This is a genomic window from Acinetobacter sp. YH12156 (assembly GCF_013418235.1).
Taxonomy (GTDB): domain Bacteria; phylum Pseudomonadota; class Gammaproteobacteria; order Pseudomonadales; family Moraxellaceae; genus Acinetobacter; species Acinetobacter pseudolwoffii.
Genome location: NZ_VPCL01000004.1, coordinates 128,112 through 153,126, shown reverse-complemented (window position 1 = coordinate 153,126; position 25,015 = coordinate 128,112). Strand labels below are relative to the sequence as shown.

The following is a 25,015-nucleotide window of genomic DNA, read 5'->3' as shown; positions in this document are numbered from 1 at the left end:
ATGACCAAATTTAGAAAATCAAACTTCTTCCGTATCAACCAAGTTTTCCAAGGTTTGGCTAAACGTATCCTGGAAAGCAGGATCTTTTCGATATAGGTTATACAGATCAACCATATTTTTACGCTGAACCACCATAATTTCATCTAGCATTTTTTTGAAAGCAAGTGAACGAGTATGGGGATCTAAATTCTCTTTATACTTTTTAGTGAAGTGCTGATGCTCTTGCAGACGCTTCACTAGGTCAATAATAATGACACGCTGATCATTAGATGTTGCACTCCAACCCTGAAACCACTTTTCATTGAACTTTGAAATAATTGTATCTAAAGTTTCATCATCGTTTTGTTCGCTGGGATTACGAGGATTTGGGTTTTGTGGATCTACAATCGTTTCTTCAGCATCTAAGGAAATGGCTTTATTGATATGCTCACGCTTTAATGCATAGGTACTTAAATCGACCGATTCTAGAAGATCGTCAATACCATTGAGACGTCCATCTTGTACATTCAATTTAGGAACTAAGAATTTCAGGAACCAATAAAGTTGCTCCCATTCCACTTTATTGAACTGAATAATCGACGATACTTGCGCATAGATTTTAACGAATTGCTTGGCCTTTACTTTAAAATCGACTCGCTGTTCATGTCCCCATACAGATGTGTCTGCATCAAAACGCTCTACTGCTGTATCAATGATAGGGCTTAAGTCACTGCCAGAAGCGCTACTAAAGAATAGCTCATTAAATTCCACAATCTCATGCAACTCATATACACCGCTGTCGTCCAATGATGTTTTGACATCATTCAGTACATTCACATCTGTTGCACTTGATAATGATGTAGAGGTATAGAAATCATCAAATGCTGCTTTAATGTCAGCAATATCATTATAGAAGTCTAAAATAAACAGATCTTCCGTGCGCTTATTATATTTCGGTGCAGCTCGGTTCAATCGAGATAGGGCCTGCACACACTGTACACCTGTCATTTTTTTATCAATGTACATGGTCGTCAGCTTTGGCTGATCGAAGCCTGTTAAATATTTATTCGCTACCACTAAGATGCGGTTTTCATCTAAATCAAAATGGTCTTTGGTTTTAGATTCACTAAATCCATTTAACGATTCTTCAGTATAGGTTTGGCCATCAACCTCTTTTTCGCCCGAGAAAGCGATCATAATGTTGAAAGGATTGCCTTTTTGCTCTAAAAGCTTTTTGATTGACAGATAGTATCGAATCGCAGATTCAATACTTTGTGTTGCGACCATTGCTTTAGCAATACCCTTCAATTTCTTTTTATTCACCACATTATCAATGAAATGTTCCAGCATAATACTGGCTTTGGCTTCAATAGATTGCTGTGATGCCTCAACATAGGCTTTTAAAATACGCTGGGCTTTCTTTGACTCAAATAATGGATTGTCCTCAATCGATTTTTGAATTTCATAGAAGCTTTTATAGGTCGTGTAATTCGCCAGTACATCAAGAATAAAGCCTTCTTCAATTGCCTGCTTCATACTGTAAAGATGGAATGGCTCATATTTACCCGTCATGACATCTAGCTTACCGAACTTCTCTAAGGTGCTGTTCTTTGGTGTTGCCGTAAATGCGAAGTAAGAAACATTCTCTCGCTTTTTACGCGAGTCCATCATTGCAACCAGCATATCCTGAACATCATCAGCATTTTTTAGAGCCTCATTACCCATGGCTCGGTTCATGCTGTTATGCGCTTCACCCGACTGTGAGCTATGCGCTTCATCAATAATAATGGCAAAGTTTTTATGGCTTAAATCGGTCACACTTTCCCAAATCATTCGGAATTTTTGAATGGTGGTAATGATGATCTTTTTACCTGTTTCTAAGGCACGTTTCAGCTCTGCACTGTTATGTGCATGGGCAATAATATTTTTCACTTCTGAGAAGTCTTTAATATTGTCCCGAATTTGTTTATCCAAGATCTTACGGTCTGTCACCACAATCACAGAATCAAAAAGTGGCTGATGCATGGCACGACTCGCTGCCGCTGCTGCATTGTCTGGGTAGGCTTCAATCAACTGAAATGCAGCCCAGGTAATCGAGTTTGATTTACCAGAGCCTGCTGAGTGCTGAATCAAATAAGGCTTGCCAACGCCATGCTCTGAAACATGGCTAATTAATTTTCGTACTACATCAAGCTGATGATAGCGTGGAAAAAATAGGGTTCTTTTGCTGAGTTGATCTTTATCTGTACCATCTAAACGTACAAAGTGCTGAACAATATTCACCAGACTTTCTTTAACAAAGATCTCTTCCCAAAGGTATGCTGTTTTGTAGCCCTTTGGATTCACTGGATTGCCCTGGCCACCTGACTTTATGCCTTTGTTAAATGGCAAGAAATTGGTCTTTTTCCCTTCCAGTTTGGTGGTCATGTAGGCTTCATCAGTATCCACAGCAAAATGCACTAGGCAACGTGCAGGCGTCAGTAATGGCTGTGTTGGATCTCGATCTTCACGATATTGTTTTTGACCGTGATAACGTGCCGTTTGATTGGTCCATGCATTTTTTAGTTCCATAGTGACCAATGGCAAACCATTGAGGAAGATCACCATATCAATTTCTTCACGACGGTTTTTCAGTGAATACTGTACTTGTCGTGTCACACTAAAAATATTTGACGCAAAATTTTGTTTGACTGACTGGCTACTGCTTGCCAATGGGCATGGATACATAAAATGAAAATGTTGCTCATCAAGTGCCATGCCTTTTTTGAGCATATAGGCAATGCCATGTTTTTTAATGAGTTTGTCAAAACGTCCTAGAATTTTTTGTTTCCAGTCGTTTTTGTTATAGGCTTTATAGGCATCTAAGCTGTCTTTTTGGGTGCTTTCTAAAAATTGAAAAAACATTTTTTCATCAATAGCATAGTCTGCATTAAAGTCGGATACTTGCCCGATAACATAGCCCAAACCCGAGTGGGTTTGAGCGATGCCTTGAGCAAGGTCTTCTTTACAGATACCGACCAATGCACGTTCGATATTTTTTTCTAAAGCCAGTTCGTTTAAATTTTTGTTCACAAGTATCCCTCTACCCTCTGCATTGGCGGTTTATATTTTTTAAAAGCTATATCAAGATTTATGCCACTTTAATTTTGCCTGTCACAGCATCATTAATCAGGGTAGTTTTATATTCTTTTAGCTTTTCGATTTGATCTTTAATATTTCCTATTAAATAACTAAATTTTCTTGTTTCATTTTCAATATACTCAGTTATTAAAGTTTGTTCTTTTGAACAAGGCATACATAAGTAGCTATTTTGAATTGTATTTAAATACACTCCTGGTTGTGCTGAAAAACCAGCATTAGCCCATAAGAAATTCTGATATTTCGGACTTCTAATAAATGATAAAAGAAAATTAGGATTCAATACACTTGGTTGAGTTCTTAAAGTTGCCAAACTACGTTGAGTAACAATTTCTTCCTCAAGATCCTTTACTATTGCAGCCTTACCTAAAGTACCACCAACAATTGCTAATTGAATGTCATCATTACGAATCAAAAATTTTGAACTAATTTCTTTGAAATGTTTTTGAGAAACACAACTATCATCCTCTCTAAAAACAAATTCATTATTTATAATATTCCTTACACTTAACAACCTATATCCTTGTTCAACTCGTGGATATGATCCATGTGTACCATCATAGATAAATTGACAAGCTCTTTTAAACTTTAAAACCTTCCAATGCTCAGGAATTTGCCCAATCCATTCCACACCCGAATCTTTCATCGCAACATTTGGATTTAAACCTTGCGTCACTGCTTTTTGAATGACAATTTGCTTACGCTCATTAAGTAAAGCAATTTGCTGTTCTTTAATAGCAATGGCTTGGTCAATTTCTAATATTTTAGTTTCTAAAAAATCTACTATTTTTATCTGTTGTTCTTTACACAGATGTAAATATGGTAGCTCTAATAGATCTTTTGGACTTAAAGTAGATCGAACACCAGCACCTAGCTTGTTAAAAACCGTCTGCAAGTACAAATTATAAAAATAATAATATGCAAATTTAGGTATAACTGTCTCTTTACATTCTAAGCGGATATAAGCTGGGCTCATAATTCCTTTTTCATGCACTAGACCAACTCTACTAGTACTAATGTTTTCTAAATCAATTAGCTTAAATACCAAATCGTTCTTATTAAATATCTGATAAGTTGCATAGTCCTTTGGAATCAAACCTTCTGGATTATCAAAACTATTATTTACTACACCTCGCAGTGTCAAGCTAAGAACATTATCACATTGATATTTAGAATTAATGATCTTCCTAAAATTGAAAAAGTTCTTTGCTCGCAATACTGACCATTCACTTGGAATTTCACCAATCCATTGGACACCTGAATCTTGATACGCATTATATTTATTAAACATTCTGCTTCCCCTTAAAGACCCACAATTTGTGCAATTAAACCATCAGCTTGCTTCTCAAGATTTAAAATATCCTGAGCCACTTCTTCAAGCGAACGCAATGGCTTATGTTGGTAGAAATACTTATTAAAACTGATTTCATAACCAATTTTCACCGAGTCCAAATTAATCCATGCTTCATCTACATGCGGTTTTACTTCATCTAAAAAGTATTGGTGAATACGCTGATTTAATGGCACAGACTCACTGTCACGAATATCGGCATTACTTTCATAAGTGATGTACTCACCTTTTTTGCCTGTTGCATAATAACCAAAGTCGGCTAGATCAGATTCTTCACAGCCTAAATGCTCAAGTAGCTCAGCCAACTTATCGCCATTCAACTTCACGACTTTCTTCAGCACTTTTTCAGCCGTTTCGTCATACCAGCTCACGGCATTTAAAATGCTGTTCTTTTCAGGAGCAGACAGCTTTAGACCAAGGGCTTTAATCGCTTTATCTACGTTATCTTTAAACACATTAAAGTCGCTTGATTCCGCTTCACCCACTTGCGCCATAATCGCTTGTGCAGACTCAAATAAAGTCTTTAACGATGTCCAATGCTTAATATCAAACAGCTTCGCTTTTGCTTTGGTATTTAAGCTAATTTCTTGCTTTTCACACCAATCTAAAACGTCTTTTTCAACTTCTTTGAGCTTGCCTGCTTGGTAAATAGCATCGCCATATTCAGCAAACATATATTCCATTGGCTCAAGCAATGACTTATCAAAACGTAATGGCTGTAAACGTTCCAAACTAAACTGTGCTTTGCGACGATCAGGACGTTCTATATTGACTTTGTAATAGCCAAAATCACTATTATTAAAAACTTTAGATGCTAAACCAATCGGGTCATTCTTGGCATCAAGACCACGCTCAACATCTTGTCCATTCAGGTACACATTTAAAATTTCTTCAAGATGCTCAGGTGCAAATTCACAATTCTTTTGCCCTAAGTTTTTACGCAACTTACGGTAAAGCAGACTTGCATCAATCAGTTGTACTTTGCCTTTACGTGATTCAGGCTTGTTATTGGATAACAACCAAATATAGGTAGTAATACCGGTGTTATAGAACAAGTTGTTTGGCAACTGAATAATGGCATTCAACAAATCATTCTCGATGATATAACGACGAATGTTTGATTCACCGCCACCTGCATCACCTGTAAATAAACTTGAACCATTATGGACAGAGGCAATACGGCTACCGATTGGGCTGACATCAATCGATTTCATCTTGCTGACCATTTCCATCAGGAACAGAAGCTGACCATCGCTTGAACGTGGCGTTGCATCTTCTTCTCTCAGGTCGCCCCAATAGTTTTTAAGCTCAACTCTAAAACGTGGGTCGATAACTTTTTTATCTTCTACAATGTATTTTTGATCTGATGCCCAGCTTTTACCATACGGCGGATTAGACAGCATAAAGTCAAAACGTGTTGATGCAAATTCATCACTTGCCAATGTAGAACCGACACGAATGTTTTCAGGGTTGTTGCCCTTAATCATCATGTCCGACTTACAAATGGCATAGGTTTCGTCGTTAATCTCTTTACCATACAAGAAGATATCTCGATCTTCATTACTATAACGCTCTTCAATAAAGTTTTGTGCTTCAGTGAGCATCCCGCCACTACCGCAAGCAGGGTCATATACAGACAATGCATAAGGAATACGGTCTTTGATTGGATCAAAAATGGCATGTGTCATTAATTCAATCACTTCACGCGGAGTAAAATGTTCACCTGCCTCTTCGTTATTTTCTTCATTAAATTTACGAATGAGTTCTTCAAAGACATAACCCATACCGAGGTTTGATAAACCACCCAACTTATAGCCATTTGGGTCTTCAGTTTCAAACGGACTTAAATTGATATATGGAGAGACAAATTTCTCCAAAACATCGAGTAATACATCTTTAGTTGCCATGTGGCGAATTTGCGCAAACAAGTTAAAGCAGTTAATAATTTCTTTAACGTTATCGCTAAAACCACGTAAGTAGTCTTCAAAGTTCGCCAGCAAAATTTGCTGGTTATTGGTCGCTGTGTCGAAAAGACTTTTTAATGTCCATTCTGAAGTATTATAAAAAACATAACCTGAAATATGCTCTAATGGCAAAGCATCCAATTCCACAAAGTCTGGCTCTTCTTTTTGTTCTTTGACTTCTTGTAAGACAGCTTGTTTTGTTGGTTCTAACAAAGTATCTAAACGACGTAGTACAACCATTGGTAAAATAATGTCACGGTACTTACCGCGTACATAAACATCACGCAAGCAATCGTCAGCAATAGACCAAATAAAAGAAACCAATTTGTTGTGAACGCTTTGATCCATGTTTAGACCTTAAAATCTGTAATTATTTCTTATGCTTATTTAACACTATTTTCAAATATATAGGCAGTCTGTATAGTGGAATCTTTAGGCGTACACGCCAAATAACGTCGCTTACCATTTTCAAGACAATGGATTTTATCGTGGATCTAACACAGTTCTATTTTGAAATATTTTTAAAGTTCGATAAGAATATTGAAAAAAAATTAAAAAAAGCAATGGATAAAGCAAGTCAAACTCAAGATGAGCCGAGTACTACACAACTCAAAATTTTATTAGCAGAAGCATTTAGTCAAAAAATTCTAGACCCTGTTTCCAGCAGTTTTATTGACGCAGTTACTGATAATTATAAAGATATGCAATTTACTTTTTCTCACATCTTAAAAAACTTAGCACTGTATCCACTGCAAGGGGATCACTTCAAAAATTGGAATAGGCACGTTGAACTCTTCGATCTAGCTGAGCGTAGTCATTACTCTCAAAAAATGGTCAAACAATTACACGACTTCCTCTTGGAATTCACCTCACAAAAGGAAGATAGCCCTTTCTTTAGTTTGAAAGAAGTTCAGCAACCTTTTCACAACATCCTATTGCTCATCGTACATTTAGACACACTGATTTCAAGCAGCGCTCATTTTGAACCGCTGTGCTTTAATCATTATTTCAAATATCGTTTGGTGAAAGATAAGCCCTACTATCCTTCTAGAAGTTTTTCAGATGTTTTGCTGTTCTTGTTAGGCTCACGATTTGAAAAAAAGTTTGTTCAAAAAATTCCTGGTATCACCAAACTTACAGAACTTATTGATGCTGAAACATTAGGTGAAGGTATGGAACTAAATTGTTTAAGTGAGTCAGCTAGGCAGAAGAAAGAACAAGAAAATGAAAATTTTACTGACGGACTGCGACAGCAAGTAAAAAAAATGAGAGAAGGTAAAAAATTCTGTTATTTAACAGATATCGACCAGTTTTTTACCGTTCCTTTTAACTTACAAAATACAATCAATCACTGCTTGTTCGAAAAAACATCTCTATCAAATTTGAATTTTCTCCAAACTGGTCAGTTAACGAGCATAGATGAATTAAAATTCAATGATATGAATGCCTTATGGCTTATCTACTTTTTCCAGAATTATTTTTACAATTACTTTGTAGAGCACAATCCAAATGGCCTAATCCAACTTAGTAGTAGCTTGGAGTTTATGACTATCTGGAAGACCTTTAATCAATCAAAAACTTCAGAGGCCATTTATCAATGGCCTACTGAATTACAGAAAATTGCGAAACCGAGTTAGATATTATTGTAACGTCCCTTGCCTGAAGGATTACCTGTTTTACTCGGCCAGCCAGGATAATTCGGCAATTCTGAAAAGAATTGCATTATCATATCCTTATCTTCTTGAGACCACTTATAGAGTCCTATAAATGTATTATTGATTTGGTTCCAGGCTTTTAGTTCCTTGGACTTTAAATCGGCTCCATCAAATTTACGTTCAGCTCTAATCAAAAAATTCCATTTTTCATTAGCTTCTCGAATATCTAAATACATATTCAACTTTTGGGCCGTTTTGAAAATATTGATTAGTCCACATACACCTGCATTTGGTATCAGCTTTTCTAGTAAAATAACTTTATTTCCAAGCAAGCTTTCCAGTTCATCAATCGTTTCAGGGTAATAAATTTTTGCACCTAAAGATTCCGAGAGTGTTATACCTAAATTCATAACTTTTATGCTCCTATTTCCGTGGTGGATTATTGTCACGACCACCACCTGACGGATTACCTGTTGTACTAGGCCAGCCTGCTTTACTCATTTTTATCTCCTGTTAACTTAATTTATTATCAAGCTCACTTTGAGTTGATAGATGAATTATGAAGTTAAAGAATTTTGCATTTTGCCTAAAATGACAAGATTTAGATCAAAAAACACTCGATCTAAAAATATTTCAAAATTTTTTATTTTCCTCAACTATATGTTTGAGCTTCAAAAAACTCCGGTTCCATTTCTCACAGGTTCCCATTTCTTCCCTCCACCCATTATCAACGTGGCACAGTTATAAGCATCCTGCAAAAAACCTCGTCTTGCTAATTCCGTAAAACCTGTCTGAGCGATTAAAGTTTCCCTTAAGGGATGATGACTCGTAATCAAGTACTCATTCCGTCTATGAAGACGTTTCAACAAGTTTACTGCTGGCAGATGATCAAATTTACCTTGATAGCCACGATTGCATTCTGCACATGACAGCACAAGGTTTGCTACACCATTTATAGGCTTTTGAATATCACAATCACGAAGCTTGTGCGGAAAAAAATGATCTACATCGGCTGAATGCTCAAACAACTGTTCAATCGTGATTGGCGCAAAACAGTAAAAACATCTACTTTTCTGATATCCATTTAAAGCAGACTTAGCAGATGTGACATTCACCCTTCTAATTTTATTATCCGCAATCAAAATCCCTTTATCATCATGCTGTATCTGGACCAAATGCTTTGGTAAATTCATATCCCACGCTGTTTCGACTAAACGCCACCTTGCCTCAGTTTCATTAATTAAATCTTGCGAATTTTGTGCTTCGAATAACTGGAATACTTCATCCGTGAGGATAATGCCTTTATGTGTTTTTCGAGCATCCACAAAAAATCTTTTTGGCAACTCCTGTCCATGTACATTATGGAATGCATCAATTACATTCACAAAGCCATATTGAACAGTCCTAGCAATCAGCGTCTGTTGATCAATTTCATGAGCATTGAACGCTCGGCAATAGTCTAAGAATTTACTTGAGCTTGATGTCGCTTGTTTATCAACTAGCTTTAAATGCTCGCAAATATGACGACTAAAAGGCTCCGCTAGTTGATCGAGTGTAATAATCGTATTACCGTCAGCCTTTAAGTCATAAAGAGACTTTGCCAATGCAAATTTATAGGACGCTACATTACGACCAAATAGAATGACTGCACGCCAATAATTTTCAAGAGATGGTTCAATCTCATAAAACTCAGACATAGAACATCTCCCAATAAAAAATCATGAATTAATCTTCTTTAATAAAATATTAAGCCATTTTTCTGATCGATTAGGTCTTTGGTCGATAGTAATCCATTGCTTTAGCTGGGAAACATCATCCCATTGATTCAACAACTCTTTTACCTGTACTTCATTCAAATCGGTAAACTGCCGTCCATCCTTCTCTCTGTCACCGTTGCCATATTTGAAAGAGATATAAATTACACCGTTTGGCTTGAGTGCACTCAGCAGTTTTCCTATCACTTCTTTTAAACGAGTACGCTCACAATGCAACAACGATGCACACGCCCAAATTCCATCATAAGCTTCATAGTCATCAACCTCATAAAAGCTCTTCAACTTAATAGGAATACCTGTAATTCGAGATGCTTTTTTAACGAGTTCTTCCGAATAGTCTATTGCATCGACCTGATAGCCTTTCTTTTTAAAAGCCAGAGTATCTCGTCCTGAGCCACAACCAACGTCAAGAATCCGAGCACCTTCGGGCAACTCAGCTAAAAATGGCTGATATAGGCTTTCCATATCAACTTCAAACGTTGAAGCTGTAAATTCTTCTGCATGCTTATTGTAGTAGTCTATTGTTTTCATTACGGACACTTAGGCTATAAGACATTTTCAGTCTACAAGAAAACAAAAAAATAAGGGAGCTAAGAGCATCCCTTATTCTCGACTCGCCAACTTACTTTCAATCCATTGATGGATCTCATAAGCTGACCAGCCGATACGATTTTGAGTAATTTTAACTTTCTTTGGAAAGGTTGGATCATAGTAAGGTGAGTCCTCATCCATCATCTCGTAGATGGTAGAACGCCCCACACCGACAAATTCTACGACCTGCTTAATACTGATGAGTTGATTCATTTGAAATGTTTGACCGATAAACGCATTCATGAGGCTAGCTCCTAATCATTGATGCGAGCGGCTATTCGCTCAAATAATAGAGCTGGTCTGTAAAATTTAACGTTAGCTATCTTCTCTCCTCTCGCTTAATTCACAGCTCGTACACTTTGCTGTAACCCCTGCTGAATATCCTGTACAAACTCTTCAGGCGAAGCTTGTTGCTCCACCACCCGGTTTTGTTCTTGTTCAGGGTAATATTCTTCCAGCACATCCAATCCTTCCTCTATATCCGTTTCAAATCGCGCATTCGCAAAACCCTTCCTTGCCGTAAAGTCCAAAGCCTCCTGATAAAACCCTGCCTGCTTGCTATGTTCATCAATTTGCTTGGCTTGAGTAATCGCATCATTTAGGCTAATGCCCTCCCGTAAAGTCAGATCCACGTAATACACCGGCTGACGATAGCTTTGTGTGGTACTTTTCCCTCTTAAAGTCAGTTGCAATGGTAGGCACGACAGTAAGCCTCCTGAAGCTGCACTGTAGTAACTCAATCGTGCAGCCAATGTCCGAATACTGTTAAAGCCTGTGGTTCTGAAAATGAAGGTTCCAAACTCATCCGATTCATCCAAATTTACATGCAAGCGACCATAGGGCTTACAGTTGCCGCCTTGAGCCAGAGGACACAAATCAGGGGATGGACATGGATGTTGCTCGACCCCTTGATTGGTTAAACGCTGGCAGGTCTCTCCATTGCCGACACAGACTGGCCGTCCGGTCTGACGGTCAAATAAGGTGTATTCTGCACGTAGGTTTAAGTCAGGATCATTGAAGATCATTCTGACAGGAATTGAGCGTAGCTTTTGATTGGGTACATTCGCTCGAAGCTGTTCATCCAGTGGATGTTTCACCCATCCATCTTTGCTTTGAATTTGGCTAGTAATAGTGAACTGGTCATCCTTTTCCGGTAGGCGTTTGCCATTCTTTTCCACCACCCGACCAATACTGATACGCCCCAACGTAGGCGGTGTAATTGCTAGACCTTTAATCATTTTATTTTCCTCAATTTGATTTTGTACAGATCATCCAGCTTTATGTAGATCACCTGATTCAAAAAATATGTATATAGCTCACTACAAAAGCCGCGACCGTATTGCCCTCTATTCCTAGCGAATGGAGGGCGGGGAGCGGTTTTTGCGCCTCGCTAAATTGAATGGGCTGAAACAGGCTTAGTCGGTATAGATATTGAATCGACGACTACCCTGCTTTTGAAGTGGATAAAGCTCAATGAGTTCAGGCTGATGCTGAAGTAATGCTTTGGTATTCAGACTGATGGAATCCTTGGCTTTCTTCCAGACCACAGAGCCACGACTAAACACAGCTCGTTCTGCATCTTTCATTAGCATTTGGATGTGATGCTTCAGCTGGTCAAAGCGTTCCTGCTTGTGCTGAATCTCTTGCTTCATTTTGATGAGCTGATCGAACATCAAATTGGCATTTTCATTTTGCGAGAGATCTTCAACGCTTAGTGGGATATGCGCTGGATAGAGTTGCAGAATCGCTTTGGCTGCGGATTCACTTGCATCGACTGATGGCGGTGTATCGTTTTCCACACATTCCCAGAAATAACGCTCTGCCTGAACGATGTGTTGAATCACTGATTCAGAACGGCTGACTTTAAAGATCTTGGTTTCATGCCCACAGATCAGAACACAGACATGTGCAGCCTGTTTGCCTGTTACCGCAAGTTGGTGTTGCACCTGACACAGCACGTATAAAGGCACACCATCTCGCCATAGCCTGGCACCATGTTCCCCAGCAGTTTTACACTCAAGAATCTGCACCTCATCACTACCCACGACCGAATAATCTAGATTTGCCAACATAAAGGCTTTGTCTGGATCGGGATGCTGAAGCACGGCATTCACTCGTCTCACTTTATTATTGGTGTGCAGGCTGTAGTACTCAGCCACCAATGGCTCTAACTGTTTGCCCCAATACAGCGGTGCAACGCCTGAGCTGTCATCATCAACGTTCTGCTGAGTTCGACCGGTCTTGATCATCCACAGTTCCAACATCGACATATAGGGATTCAACCCACATGCGGTTGCGGCATCACTACTGCCAATACCTTGCTTACGTACTTCCAACCATTCCTGGTAATCCATATTTTTAGTATTGGCCAAACGCTTGGCGGTCACTGTTCGTTTAGCAGCGGTATTTGATTGATTGCTCTCATTCGGAATTGGAAAATGAGTTCGTTGAGGGATATTTATCGGTGCAATCTGATTCATGCTTTAATCCTTATAAATAGTGAGGTCTGTAAAAAATTTTCGGCATAAAAAAAGCCACATCTGGAGATGTGGCAAAAGGGGATTTTCACTGGAGAAGGATCATCTACATGACCCTTGACCATTATTGTAATAGCACTGGCTTAAATGAAACTTAAACCACTAAGCGAAGCGCCTGTTCCAGTCCACGCTGCTTTAATGCAGCACCTGCACCAAACCAGGCAGAGTCCAAACGATGATCGGTACTCATGGCACGTCGCTCATGATCACAAAACTCAGTGATTGAACAAAGTAAGCCATAAGCAGTATCTTTGGCTGAGCTGAGTTCTGCACCACGACCTTGTCCGTTGAACATATCCATGACTTTAGTCATGGCTCGTCCATTCGGTTCAGGCTTTTCTTTAGTTGGATTTGGAGTAGCCATATTGCGATAGAACTGAATGATGTTCTCTTCCTGATCGGCAACACTCATGCTGGTATTGTTAAACACTGCATCAAAATAGGCAGCTGCTTCTCCTTGAGTGACTTTACGTTGAGTCAGCTGTTTCATCTCATACATATGCTCATCCCAGGCACGGACTGAGATGCCCAATTGCTGTTTGACCTTGTCCGCATCAAACTTGGTACTGTGTGGCACTTTCACCACACCCGCACTGCTGCTCTGTCCACGTAAGGCAATCGCTAAGGTGTTATTGCATACCACCCGGATATTGGTGAACTGTGCCGTTGTCGCCAGTGTACCGTCGCAGGCAGTTGCCAGCAGAATATAGCCATTACTGACATCCTTGCCCTTCAGTGCCGTAGATTGTCCGGTGCGTGCCAATGCCCAGAACTTCTTCCCGCCTTTAAGTACACCTGCGGTTTCCAGTTCAAAGCCAGATTGCTCAGTCAGATCCCGGTAGAACTCCAGAATCTCCATCGGCTGAACTTCCTGATAACGCTGACTCACTACCGACAGAGGTGCATGAGTATCTGAACGATACAATACTCGCTGTTCTTCATAAGGCATAATGATGCTTTGGCCACGTTCATTCTGTGCCATGTAGCTGACATTGGAGGATTCAATCCGCCAATCCATGCCTGCTTGCTGGGCCCAGATTTCAATCGGCTGATTTTGAGTGAGTTGATTGCCTAGACCATGCCAGGGGGTTTCACCGACATACGCCATTTGTTCAAGTTGATGTGCCATAGATAGTCTCCTTTTAATATCCGTTATAGACTTGAGGGGATTGACGTAAATTGGCATCAAAATGGTTTTTACATGAATGGCAGTAGTACATAGACTGATTAGTCTCATCATTCATTAACACCATAAACACCCCGCTAATAACGATCCCTGCAATTGCACCAATAACTGGGGGTAGATTGGTTGAACGAATTAGGTTTACCCCTAATGCTAACATTGTGGCAGGAGAAGTCAGTAAAGTTGGAACATCGGATACGGCTGGCACTCGCGGCTTGATCTCAATCAAGCTGATCTGACTAGAATTACAAGATGGGCATTTTTTCATAATATATAGCTCCAAATAACGAAAAAGCCTGCTTTTGAAGGCAGGCTTAAAACTCATTGATCTAATAGCTCAAAGTAAAAGAGCCATGACGTTCATAGTGATGTTATATATTTGAAATAATTTAGCTTTAGATTCCTCTTCTCCAGCCAACATTAAATTGACCTCTCCCAAATGTTTTCATTTTCGGCAATTTGACTTTTAAAAATTGATCGGTTTTCTCAGGATTCACGAGATACATTGCTACATTGATTGCCTTACTAACTTCCTCAAGATTGTTACGATGAATCATACCCACCCCTAAAGAATCAGAAGCTTTAAATTTAGCCTTAGATTTAGAATGGTTGGATGTATAACAATCCCCCCCCTCATTAACAAGATTTTTCCAACAGTCACCTACCTGTGAAGCCAGGTAATAATCACTTTGACGCTTGTGGCCATCGTAGATCAGTAGTAAATGACAATGATATCCTCGGCGCTCTCCCTGCTCTACTGCCCAAGCATATCCCTGTAAACCAAAAAAACAACCATCCTGATTTGATATTCTACTTCTCAAGGTTTTCATATGTTGAGCAAACTCAATCATTGATACGTCTCTTGCTCCCTCCTCATCAAAATAAAGATCAACTCTCACAAAAAGTAATTTTGCATAATGCTGTGTAAGTTGATTTACATATTCTTTTAAAGACTCACGGTTCAAGACTTCCTGTCTTTTTAACTTTTCTGTATCTGCCTTCAGCGCAGATCCTTGGTCCTTTATGATCCCAATAAGAGCTTTAGTTAAATTATCATCTAAGTATATAATTGTATTATAATTTATACCAAACCCATCTAGTTCCAACTTTCTATCAATTAAAGCAACTATATCAGAAAATATTCGAATAGATAGGCAATAAGATAGTCCTGGCTTATAATGAAATTTAAAAGATGCAATTAATTCAGATAGAGTTTTCCTGAACTCTTTTAACAAAATCCCTTGGTAAGGGATTTTTCTTATAAAAAGATCAATTTGAGTCATCACATAGGACTCATTGTAAAATAATGAAGTATCAAACATGCTCATCACGCTTAGGTTATTAATCATACCTAAGCATGCTATGTATTTTTTTATGAGCTTCTTATCTATCACTGCTAGTCATAAGCAGTGAGACTAGTTCAATGCTAAAACTCTATGTAAGCAAATGAATAGATTAGATGTTTTTAAATTCTTATTAAATATAATTATAAAAACCCATTAAGAGAATAGCTCAAGAACACGGGGTGGCCAACGATCATAAGAAAGACAATCCAGCCCATGCTTGTCATTCATCATTTTTTTGAAGCTAAAGTTAACTTTTTAAGACAAGCATTTGGATGACCTCATGTGGAGTCAGAATAGTTGCCAGTTATGTAGCATCTTAGTAAGCATCCGCCGAACTCCGTGCCTGTTTTTTAATTCGGTTCAGGTTTCCAGCAGTGTGGCAACAATTTTTTTATTTGGTTCACCTTATGTGTAGGCAACCTTTTCAACACATTACTTAAATAGGCATAGGGATCTAGCCCATTCAGTTTTGCTGACTCGATCAGCATCCACGATGTTCGCGCTCGCTGACCACTGTGCAGTGAGCCAACAAACAATTAGTTCTTACGCCCCATGAGCTGCGGTTAAAGCAGCGCAAGAGGGACGTATCTGATTGTTAGGTAATCAGATGTATTACCTACGTGAACCTAAGAAACGTGCATATGAGCTTCCCAGCACACAGCTCAACCCTTTACTAAGGCGCAATTTAGCACCGGATTATACACCCTTAATATTGAAAAATTGCGTACTCCTTTGGGTAGCACAGTTAGTAGATCTAAATATTAGCGGTCGCTTCCGTACCCCATGACTTAGCTTCAGAATATGGCGGCTGTACCATTTCTTTGATGACCGATTTAAGGCAGCCCCAGGAGCGACCGCATTGTTTGACGGGTAAAAGGTTGGGAGGACGGCTGAATGGACTGGCTTAGTTTAGAGCATATTCACCACCTGCTGTAATACGATTCTCTGCCAGGGCAAACCCTGGATCAGTGCCTGTAACTGTTCCTGGTTGATCGCCACGATTTCACCCTGATGAACTTTAGTTCAGTGAAATTTTCCTTTGTTCTTTGCTGTATGTTCTACGTTTTTTAGCAACGGGAGTTGTGTCAGAAGGTATATCCACGTTCATGGATTAAGTCCCCACTTATTTTTAAGTGGAGACCAAATTAAAGCTTACAGGATAGCTTGGTAAGATGAGTTCCTCGGATGCTTGTATATTAATTATCAATATACTCTTAAAAAATCTTTAAAAAACAAACAATACAAATCATAAGCTATTGATTTACATTAATAAGATTGAAATTTAAATAATAAATATCACTAAAATATCACGAAAATATCACTTGAATAATTATAAAAATATCTTTTAAATACAACAATAATTTTATAGAGATATCTAAATTGATTATTAGAAATGGAATAATTATCAATAATATTGATGATTTAATGAAAAAATTATTAGACAGAGAATGTGATTTTTTATTGGGTCACTTTAAGATTTTTGATAAATATGAACTTATTTGTAATACGAATAAAAGTCGTAAAATAGAATTAATTAAAAGCTACTGTACATCAAGTTCAATTTCTCATGAGACTATCTGTAACATTCTAGATTCTTGCCTTATTAATGAATTTAATTTCGAGATGATTAACAAAAACGATTTTAGAAAAATTTTATTTATATTAGATTATGTTTCTAGTTCTACCTTAATATTACCCCTAACAAAATCACTATATGATTACTTAATTTATTTTATAGATATAGCACCTATCTCTAATGATAAAAAAATCAATGATTTAAACATTGCTTTAAGAACATATAACAGACATAAAACACCAGATTCCCAGTTAAAATGGATTGATTTCAGTAATACGAATCAAACTGAATGGGCTATAAAATACTTACAATCGAAATATAGATTAATAAGTTTTTTTACAGTGGATACGATCTACAGCTATGATCCTTCTCTAATAATATCTACATCTTTAGATTGTTATAAGGCCTTTCTTTATGATGAAAAGTCACAATTCATTGAAAGAATGCGAAAATCATGGAGTATGCAAAAATTTAGAGATGCGGGAAAAACCAAGACAAAACACCACTTACCTCTCACAAAACAAGCGAAAAGAAATCTAAAAAAACTTGCGCTCTTTAAAAACAAGAGTGAGAGCGAAATACTTGAAGAATTAATTAATGAATCGTATTTACTTGAAATGTGTGATGATGAAGGGAGGGCTCTTTACTGAGCCATCCATTCCCTCACCTGCTCCCCGTACCACTCCATCAACCTTACCCTTTCATCCCAATATTGCGCTCGGTTATAGGCCGAGCGAATTCTATTCTGAGGTACATGGGCAAGTTGGCGTTCAATAGCATCAGGATTAAATAAATTGGACTCGTTTACGACTGTACTGAATAGAGATCTAAAACCATGTGTGGTCATTCGTCCCGTATAGCCTGAACGTTTGATCACAGCCAAAATAGACTCACTACGCATTGATTCTTTGTTATTTAAACGATGTGGAAATAACAGTTCCTGATTATGAGTAAGTCTCAATGCCTGAAGCTCAGCAATCATCATGTCCGTCAACGGTACACGATGCGGAAGTCTGTTCTTCATTCGTTCTTCAGGGATATCCCACTTACGTCCTTCCAGATCAAATTCTTCCCAGCGTGCTTGCAGCAACTCACTAACCCGAACGCCTGTCAGCATAATCAGAATAATCGCATGATGTGTCTGAGCATCACTTGGGTATGCCCTTACCTTTCTTAAAAATTCAGGCATTTCAGAGGCCGAAAGCGAAGCTAAGTTTTTGACCCGTTTATTCTTGAGGGCATAAACTAAATCACCTGCCGGGTTGTCATAGCGGTATCCATGGGCAATAGCGTATTTCATGACCATGCCGCAACGAGATAAGGTACGTTTTGCAATTTCAAGCGAGCCTCTTGCCTCAATTTTCTTAATGATCTGCAGAATCTCAGGTGCCTGAATCTGATTAATACGCTTATTAGCAAGAGCAATATAAAGCTCATCCAAGGAAGCTCGAACATTACTAATATGTTTGGATGACCAGGTTTCTTTTTGATTATTGAACCAATCCTCTGCGACTTCCTTAAAATAAGGCTGCTCCTGCTCGACCTCAGTTGTATTTTTGAGTTTATATCTCAGATCAAGCGCGATCTCCCTTGCACGCTTTAAACTTAGCTCAGGATAGATACCTAATGCTTTGGACTTCCTTTGTCCATTTTCCGTGTATCTGATAGACCAATATTTTTTGCCATTCGGATCGACTCGTAAAGACAGACCATTAATATCAGAAAGGCGGTACTGTTTTTCCTGCGGTAATGCTTTTTTACACAGCACATCAGTAAGCGACATATCTTTTTCCCACATAATTAAACTTATTTAGTGGGTCAAATTGTCCCAATTTTGACCCTAATAAAGCAAAAATAGGGTCAAACAGCTTAGGACAAGGTCGGACAATACAGCCAATAAAAAAGCCTTTAAACATTGAGTTTAAAGGCTTTTTTAGATTCCGATGGATTGCTTCGGAAAGAATTTTGGTGGAGGTGGCGGGAGTTGAACCCGCGTCCGCCAGCATTACGCTCGAGAATACTACATGCTTAGATATCGTCTATTGTTTTAACTCTTTGTGACCCGACGAACAGGATACAAATCGCGATCCTCTTAGTTTAGTACAAAGCCCCGAGGCTTGGCTTTATACGGACTTGTGTGCGTGCGCTTCAGTCGGACTCTCTAACCACAAGTATTCGGAGAGGCGGACAAGCTGCCCTTAGGCAGCTAGAGCGTATGATTCGTCGTTTGCGACTAAAAAATGCAAATTTGATTTACGAGAGAAAATGCGCTCTCGGCATGCATCTATGAGTTTCATCACCAGCGTCGAAGCCAGAAACACCCCCAAAGTACAAGGCAATCATAGCATAGATGTCAAAAATTACGATGCATTTTCTAAACATTTACACAACTTGATGCGCTTAATTACATTATTGCGCTAATATTTTACTTTTCAAGCCGAATAACAGAAAAATTATGAGCTATTTACTGGCCCTAGATCAAGGAACCACATCGAGTCGGGCTATTATTTTTAATGAACATGGACAAATTCAGGCAACGGCTCAACGTGAAACCCATATTCAGACGCCACATTCAGGTTGGGTCGAACAGGATGCTCAGGAAATCTGGAGCACGCAGATTGCGGTGGTACAGCAAGCGCTTGCTACGGCGCGTATTCTCGCCAAAGATATTAAAGCCATTGGTCTGACCAATCAGCGCGAAACCACGGTGGTTTGGGATCGAAGAAATGGTAAACCGCTCGCGCCGGCCATCGTCTGGCAAGACCGTCGAACGTCTGACTGGTGTAACCAGCTGATTGAACAGGGCTGGATAACCAAAATTCAGCAAAAAACCGGTCTACGGATTGATCCTTATTTTAGTGCAGGAAAATTGGTCTGGTTTCTGGAGCATGTAGAAGGCGTACGTGAACTGGCTGAACAGGGTCATGTCGCTTTTGGTACTATCGATAGCTGGCTGATCTGGAACCTGACTCAAGGCGCAGAACATGTGATTGAAGCCAGCAATGCTTCCCGTACCATGCTGATGAATCTACATCAACAAACTTGGGACGAAGAACTACTGGAGCTGTTTCATATTCCTGCTTTGGTCTTACCAAAAATTATTTCCTCGGATAGTTATATCGCTGACACCGCTTCAGGTTTACTCGGTGCCAATATCCCCATTACTGGGATTCTAGGTGATCAGCAATCTGCACTGTTTGGTCAATCCTGTTTTGACGTGGGGAGCGCAAAAAACACCTATGGCACCGGCTGTTTTATGCTGTTCAATACCGGTCAAGACATCCAGCTCAGTCAGAATAAACTGCTTTCTACCCTTGCCTGGCAAGCGCAGGGTCAAACCACCTATGCACTGGAAGGCAGCGTGTTTATGGCGGGTGCGGTAGTGCAATGGCTACGTGATGGTCTCGGGATTATTCAACAAAGCCGTGATGTGGAAAAACTGGCCTGTAAAGTTGAGGATACCGACGGCGTGGTTTTGGTTCCGGCCTTTACCGGACTTGGCGCACCGCATTGGGACAGTAAAGCGCGTGCCCTGCTCTGTGGCATGTCTCGTGGTACGACTCAAGCGCATATCGCCCGAGCAGCCTTAGAATCAATCGCTTTTCAGGTATCGGATGTCCTCAGTGCAATGCAATCCGATATTGCCCACCCTTTAAAAGAATTACGGGTCGATGGCGGTGCCAGTAGCAATGACATGCTGATGCAGTTTCAGGCAGATATTCTCAATGTGCCGGTGCTGCGTCCAAAAATGCTGGAGTCTACCGCTTGGGGAGCAGCAGCGATGGCCGGATTAAAAGCTGGCGTATTTTCAAACCTGGAGGAAATTTCGCAGTCTTGGCAACTTGAACATGCCTTTGAACCGAAAATGCAAAATGATGAGCGTGAAGCTCATTTAGCCAAATGGCAGAAGGCCTTAAATCGGGCCAAATCAGATCTATAACCTGTATCAATCTGAAGGTCGAAAGCTAAAAAAGCACTGTTCAACAGTGCTTTTTATTTTCTATCTCTTACCCTCAATAAGCATAAGATGCAATCGCTGTAGCAATTGGCTTATCTTCATCATTGATCATGGTCATACGCATGGTGCAGCCCTTACGCCCCAAACGTAAGGTTTCTGCCCGCGCGATAAAATATTTACCGCGCCCGGGTGCCAGATAATCCACCCGCATATCCACTGTCGCCAAACGCGAGACTTTTTTAATGGTGTCGGCAATGGTTTCAGGTTCGGCTTTTTTATATAACTCCCCCATCGCTACAATTCCACCGACACTATCGAGTACCGTGGCCGCAAGACCGCCATGCAAAATTTGAAACGCGACATTACCAATCATAAAATCCTGCATTTCGACATAGGCTTCGATCTGGCCTTCCACCACCCGCATGCTCATACCATTATGCTTAAAAAAAGGAGAGCTATTAAAAGCATGTACCAACTGATTTAAGACCACATCAATATCCACCTTTGCCCCCAAGTGTATATTACCTGTCCAGCTTTTCTCTGTCTTAGTCATCACTCTGCTCAAATCCACCGCAATAAAAAACCGCTAATTTATGCCCAAAAATTTCAGTTAGGGCTACAATAGGTGCCTAGTTTAATACTGATTGCTGAGATTTTTATGACCTATACGTTCAATCGTCCCGCGTTTCCTGCAACTCGCATGCGTCGTATTCGTAAAAATGAGCATTTACGTTCTATGGTACGTGAGACGCATCTCAGTGCAGATCACCTGATTTATCCAGTATTTGTACTGCCGGGACAAAACCAGAGCCAAGATATTCCCAGTATGCCGAATATCCAGCGCCTGTCAGCAGACTTGCTGTTAAAAAAATCAGAGCGTCTGCTGGAACTGGGCGTCAACAAACTGGCACTGTTTCCAGTCACACCACAAGAAGATAAAAGCCTGACCGCCGAAGCGGCTTGGCGCGAAGATGGTCTGGTCCAACGCACTTTGCGTTTATTAAAAAAAGAACTGCCAGAAATGGTGCTGATTACTGATGGTGCACTCGACCCCTATACCACGCATGGTCAGGATGGCATTATTGATGAGACCGGTTATGTCTTAAATGATGAAACGGTCGAATGTCTGATTAAACAGGGCTTAAGCCATGCCGAAGCAGGCGCAGATGTATTTGCCCCAAGTGACATGATGGATGGCCGGATCGGTGCAATTCGTCAGGCCTTTGAACAAAATGGGCATATTTATACCTCAATCATGGCTTATTCAGCCAAATATGCATCCAGCTTCTATGGCCCATTCCGTGATGCAGTCGGTTCTGCCAGCAATTTAAAAGGCGGCAATAAATACAATTACCAGATGGATGTCGGTAACCGTGCCGAAGCACTGCATGAAATTGCGCTGGATATTCAGGAAGGCGCAGACATGGTGATTGTCAAACCGGGCATGCCTTATCTTGATATCGTCCGCGAAGTCAAAGACACTTTTGGCGTACCAACCTTTGTCTATCAGGTCAGTGGTGAATATGCGATGCTGGCCGCTGCCATTCAAAATGGCTGGTTATCTGACAGCGTGATTATTGAATCACTGATGAGCTGCCGCCGCGCCGGTGCCGATGGCATCTGGACTTACTTTGCCGAAGAAGCTGCGCTTAAACTGAAAGACATGAAGTAAAAGGATTTCGGCGCAATGCATATCGCCATTATCGGCGCTGGCATCACTGGGTTGATGTCGGCGCTGGAACTGCTTGAACAGGGATGTTCTGTCACGATTTTTGATCAGCAAGTTGCCGGGAAGGCTGCGTCCTGGGCCGGAGGCGGGATTCTTTCTCCGATGTATCCCTGGCGCTACCCCGCTGCAGTCAATACGTTGGCCCGGCATGCCAAACCGCTGTATCAGGACTGGAATCAAAAACTGCAACCTTTCACTGGCATCGATTTCCAGATTCATGAAACAGGTATGCTGATTTTTGATGAATCCGATTTTGAAATCGGTTTAAGTTATGCCGCAACACATCAAGAGCCGCAGCAACAGGCAAAATTACTTGATCAAGCTAAACTGCAACAGATCAATCCCAGAATTAATCAGAGCAAATTCAAACAGGCGATTTATTTCCCTGAACTGGCCAATATCCGCAATCCGCGACTATTACAGTCGGTCATCAGCTATTTAAAACAGCATCCGCATGTCACCTGGCAAGAGCACTGTAAAATCACTCAGCTCAATATTCAGCAAGGCTGGGTAACGAGTGTGTCCAGTGAAAGTGGTCAACACTTTCAGGCAGATCAGTTTGTAATCGCCACAGGCGCATGGTCTGCAGGCTGGTCAGAACAGCTTGGCTGTGAAATTCCGGTGCAACCGGTGCAAGGACAAATGCTGCTGTTTAAAACCCCAGAAAACTGGCTACCGAGCATGTGCATGAACAAGGTCATGTATCTGATTCCACGGCGCGACGGACATGTTGTATGTGGTTCCAGTATGCGTCAGGTCGGTTTTGACACCTCGCCTTCTGCTGAAATCCGGCAAGATATTCTACAGGCTTGTCTGGAGATGGTGCCGGAACTGGCGGATTTTCCGCTGGTCAAGCAATGGGCCGGATTAAGACCCAGCTCACCCGATGGTATTCCCTATATTGGCAAAATCCCCGAATTACAAAATGCCTGGGCCAATTTTGGCCATTTCCGCAATGGCTTATGCATGGCCCCAGCCTCAGGCAAATTACTCGCTCAATTGATGCTTGAACAAACGCCGACCATTGTAGATCCACAGCCCTATGCTCCGGCCCGTCTATCGGAACCAAGCACTTTAGTGCTTTAGTGCTTTAGTGCTTTAGTGCTTTAGTGCTTTAGTGCTTTAGTGCTTTAGTGCTTTAGTGCTTTAGTGCTTTAGTGCTTTAGTGCTTTAGTGCTTTAGTGCTTTAGTGCTTTAGTGCTTTAGGATATTATGCAGCGCTTCTTTCAAGGTTGGATAATCAAACTGAAAGCCCGCATCCTGTAAAGCTTGAGGCTGTACATACTGACCGTTCAAGACCAGTTGCGATTGTTCTCCCAGCATCATTTTCAAGCTGCATGCTGGCAGTGGCAGTAAAGGTTTGCGCTTCAGTAGCTGTGCAGCAGTCCGGGCAAACTGTGCCTGACTGACTTTTTCCGGGGCAACCACATTAAAAATCTGCCCGGTCGTCGTTTCAAGCATCAAGAATTCAATCGCACGCAATACATCTTCTAAATGCACCCAAGTGACTGGCTGACGCCCATGACCAATCCGCCCGAACAGATTCAGTTTAATCGGCAATAACATCTGCGGCAGAATTCCACCACCTTTGCCAAAGACCACAGCAAAGCGAACAATTTTGGTGTTCTGACTGCTATAGGACAAAGCCAGTTGTTCCCACTTCGCACAGAGCTCAGACATAAAAATATCTTGTGGCGGGCTTTGTTCCGTACAGACCTGCTCCCAACGCTCGCTCGGGTCAATACCATAATAACCAACGGCCGAGGTCGAAATAATCCGTTTCGGTTTGATCTGGTATTTTTCTAAATAGTCAAATAACTGTTTGGTGGTGTCTAAACGGCTATCCAACAATTTCTTTTTACGCGCTGCCGTCCAGCGTCCCTGACCGATGCTTTCGCCAGCCAGATTAATCACATAATCAATCTGAGGCTGTTTTAATTCATCCAGCTGGTTAATCCAGTGAAAATCTGGATGCGGTTCAGATTGATTCTTGCGGCGGGTCAGCCCAATCACCCGATAATCACGTTCCAATAAAAAACGTACCAGATGACTGCCAATAAAACCCCTCGCTCCGGTCACCAGCACTACAGGTTTATCCATAAGTCATTCTTAGCCCTGTTATTTTTTCTATTTAAATTATACGCAACTTATTCTGGGGTTTTTCAATCAATGCCCTCTTTGTCGTGGTGAATTTGTATCCTGCCTGATGCGATCAATTTATCAAGATCAATCG

Annotated in this window: 19 protein-coding genes, 1 other RNA gene and 1 pseudogene; 5 read left to right on the top strand and 16 right to left on the bottom strand. The window is 40.4% G+C overall.

What is annotated here, in order from left to right; translation table 11 throughout:
- Nucleotides 1–18 precede the first annotated feature (18 nt).
- Genes FTU87_RS06225 through FTU87_RS06215 form a run of 3 tightly spaced genes read right to left on the bottom strand, consistent with a single transcriptional unit; the run spans nucleotide 19 to nucleotide 6,780 of the window.
- Entirely contained in the window at nucleotides 19–3,051 is a 3,033-nt protein-coding gene (locus FTU87_RS06225) for a DEAD/DEAH box helicase family protein (RefSeq protein WP_180096833.1), read from the bottom strand.
- Between the two features lie 58 nt (nucleotides 3,052–3,109).
- Nucleotides 3,110–4,408, bottom strand: coding sequence for a hypothetical protein (locus FTU87_RS06220; protein ID WP_180096832.1), 1,299 nt, complete (start codon nucleotides 4,406–4,408; stop codon nucleotides 3,110–3,112).
- Between the two features lie 11 nt (nucleotides 4,409–4,419).
- A complete protein-coding gene (locus FTU87_RS06215; protein ID WP_180096831.1) occupies nucleotides 4,420–6,780 on the bottom strand; it encodes a class I SAM-dependent DNA methyltransferase in 2,361 nt (786 codons plus the stop codon).
- A 140-nt stretch (nucleotides 6,781–6,920) separates the two neighbouring features.
- On the opposite strand from FTU87_RS06215, the gene FTU87_RS06210 reads away from it, so the two are divergent.
- Entirely contained in the window at nucleotides 6,921–8,069 is a 1,149-nt protein-coding gene (locus FTU87_RS06210) for a hypothetical protein (protein WP_180096830.1), read from the top strand.
- Here the strand turns inward: FTU87_RS06210 and FTU87_RS06205 are convergent.
- The 9 genes and pseudogenes from FTU87_RS06205 to FTU87_RS06165 form a co-directional block, all read right to left on the bottom strand.
- Nucleotides 8,066–8,497, bottom strand: a complete 432-nt coding sequence (locus FTU87_RS06205) for a hypothetical protein (RefSeq protein WP_180096778.1) — start codon at nucleotides 8,495–8,497, stop codon at nucleotides 8,066–8,068. The two genes, FTU87_RS06210 and FTU87_RS06205, sit on opposite strands and share 4 nt — an antisense overlap.
- Nucleotides 8,498–8,758: 261 nt before the next feature.
- Complete coding sequence (locus FTU87_RS06200; RefSeq protein WP_180096829.1) at nucleotides 8,759–9,784, bottom strand: HNH endonuclease domain-containing protein; 1,026 nt, start codon at nucleotides 9,782–9,784, stop codon at nucleotides 8,759–8,761.
- Between the two features lie 21 nt (nucleotides 9,785–9,805).
- Entirely contained in the window at nucleotides 9,806–10,393 is a 588-nt protein-coding gene (locus FTU87_RS06195) for a bifunctional 2-polyprenyl-6-hydroxyphenol methylase/3-demethylubiquinol 3-O-methyltransferase UbiG (RefSeq protein ID WP_180096828.1), read from the bottom strand.
- Between the two features lie 72 nt (nucleotides 10,394–10,465).
- On the bottom strand, nucleotides 10,466–10,696 hold the full coding sequence (locus FTU87_RS06190; protein WP_005096077.1) for an AlpA family transcriptional regulator: 231 nt from the start codon (nucleotides 10,694–10,696) through the stop codon (nucleotides 10,466–10,468).
- A 95-nt stretch (nucleotides 10,697–10,791) separates the two neighbouring features.
- Complete coding sequence (locus tag FTU87_RS06185) at nucleotides 10,792–11,691, bottom strand: hydrolase or metal-binding protein (RefSeq protein WP_180096827.1); 900 nt, start codon at nucleotides 11,689–11,691, stop codon at nucleotides 10,792–10,794.
- Nucleotides 11,692–11,868: 177 nt separating this feature from the next.
- Nucleotides 11,869–12,933 (bottom strand): YqaJ viral recombinase family protein, encoded by a 1,065-nt coding sequence (locus FTU87_RS06180; RefSeq protein ID WP_180096826.1) that lies wholly within the window; start codon nucleotides 12,931–12,933, stop codon nucleotides 11,869–11,871.
- A 151-nt stretch (nucleotides 12,934–13,084) separates the two neighbouring features.
- The gene (locus FTU87_RS06175; RefSeq protein WP_180096825.1) at nucleotides 13,085–14,119 is read right to left on the bottom strand and encodes a DUF932 domain-containing protein; all 1,035 of its coding nucleotides are present in this window, start codon (nucleotides 14,117–14,119) and stop codon (nucleotides 13,085–13,087) included.
- A gap of 449 nt (nucleotides 14,120–14,568) precedes the next feature.
- Nucleotides 14,569–15,495 carry an inovirus-type Gp2 protein gene (locus FTU87_RS06170; RefSeq protein ID WP_180096824.1) on the bottom strand — a complete coding sequence of 309 codons (927 nt, stop codon included), beginning with the start codon at nucleotides 15,493–15,495 and terminating at the stop codon, nucleotides 14,569–14,571.
- A 374-nt stretch (nucleotides 15,496–15,869) separates the two neighbouring features.
- Nucleotides 15,870–16,082, bottom strand: a pseudogene (locus FTU87_RS06165) (transposase domain-containing protein); the annotation flags it as partial.
- A gap of 862 nt (nucleotides 16,083–16,944) precedes the next feature.
- Between FTU87_RS06165 and FTU87_RS06160 the strand changes: the two are divergent.
- The gene (locus tag FTU87_RS06160; protein WP_180096823.1) at nucleotides 16,945–17,745 is read left to right on the top strand and encodes a hypothetical protein; all 801 of its coding nucleotides are present in this window, start codon (nucleotides 16,945–16,947) and stop codon (nucleotides 17,743–17,745) included.
- Here FTU87_RS06160 and FTU87_RS06155 read toward each other — a convergent pair.
- Both FTU87_RS06155 and ssrA read right to left on the bottom strand, forming a co-directional pair.
- Entirely contained in the window at nucleotides 17,739–18,878 is a 1,140-nt protein-coding gene (locus tag FTU87_RS06155) for a tyrosine-type recombinase/integrase (protein ID WP_180096822.1), read from the bottom strand. The two genes, FTU87_RS06160 and FTU87_RS06155, sit on opposite strands and share 7 nt — an antisense overlap.
- A gap of 183 nt (nucleotides 18,879–19,061) precedes the next feature.
- Nucleotides 19,062–19,420: a transfer-messenger RNA gene (ssrA, locus tag FTU87_RS06150) on the bottom strand.
- A 130-nt stretch (nucleotides 19,421–19,550) separates the two neighbouring features.
- On the opposite strand from ssrA, the gene glpK reads away from it, so the two are divergent.
- The gene (gene glpK, locus FTU87_RS06145) at nucleotides 19,551–21,035 is read left to right on the top strand and encodes a glycerol kinase GlpK (protein WP_180096821.1); all 1,485 of its coding nucleotides are present in this window, start codon (nucleotides 19,551–19,553) and stop codon (nucleotides 21,033–21,035) included.
- A gap of 73 nt (nucleotides 21,036–21,108) precedes the next feature.
- Here glpK and FTU87_RS06140 read toward each other — a convergent pair whose 3' ends face one another.
- A complete protein-coding gene (locus FTU87_RS06140; protein WP_005172294.1) occupies nucleotides 21,109–21,606 on the bottom strand; it encodes a thioesterase family protein in 498 nt (165 codons plus the stop codon).
- A 105-nt stretch (nucleotides 21,607–21,711) separates the two neighbouring features.
- On the opposite strand from FTU87_RS06140, the gene hemB reads away from it, so the two are divergent.
- Together hemB and thiO are read left to right on the top strand one after the other, a co-directional pair.
- A complete protein-coding gene (gene hemB, locus FTU87_RS06135) occupies nucleotides 21,712–22,725 on the top strand; it encodes a porphobilinogen synthase (protein ID WP_005172298.1) in 1,014 nt (337 codons plus the stop codon).
- 15 nt (nucleotides 22,726–22,740) lie between these two features.
- Entirely contained in the window at nucleotides 22,741–23,868 is a 1,128-nt protein-coding gene (thiO, locus tag FTU87_RS06130) for a glycine oxidase ThiO (protein WP_180096820.1), read from the top strand.
- 108 nt (nucleotides 23,869–23,976) lie between these two features.
- Here thiO and FTU87_RS06125 read toward each other — a convergent pair whose 3' ends face one another.
- The gene (locus tag FTU87_RS06125; protein ID WP_180096819.1) at nucleotides 23,977–24,882 is read right to left on the bottom strand and encodes a TIGR01777 family oxidoreductase; all 906 of its coding nucleotides are present in this window, start codon (nucleotides 24,880–24,882) and stop codon (nucleotides 23,977–23,979) included.
- Nucleotides 24,883–25,015 lie beyond the last annotated feature (133 nt).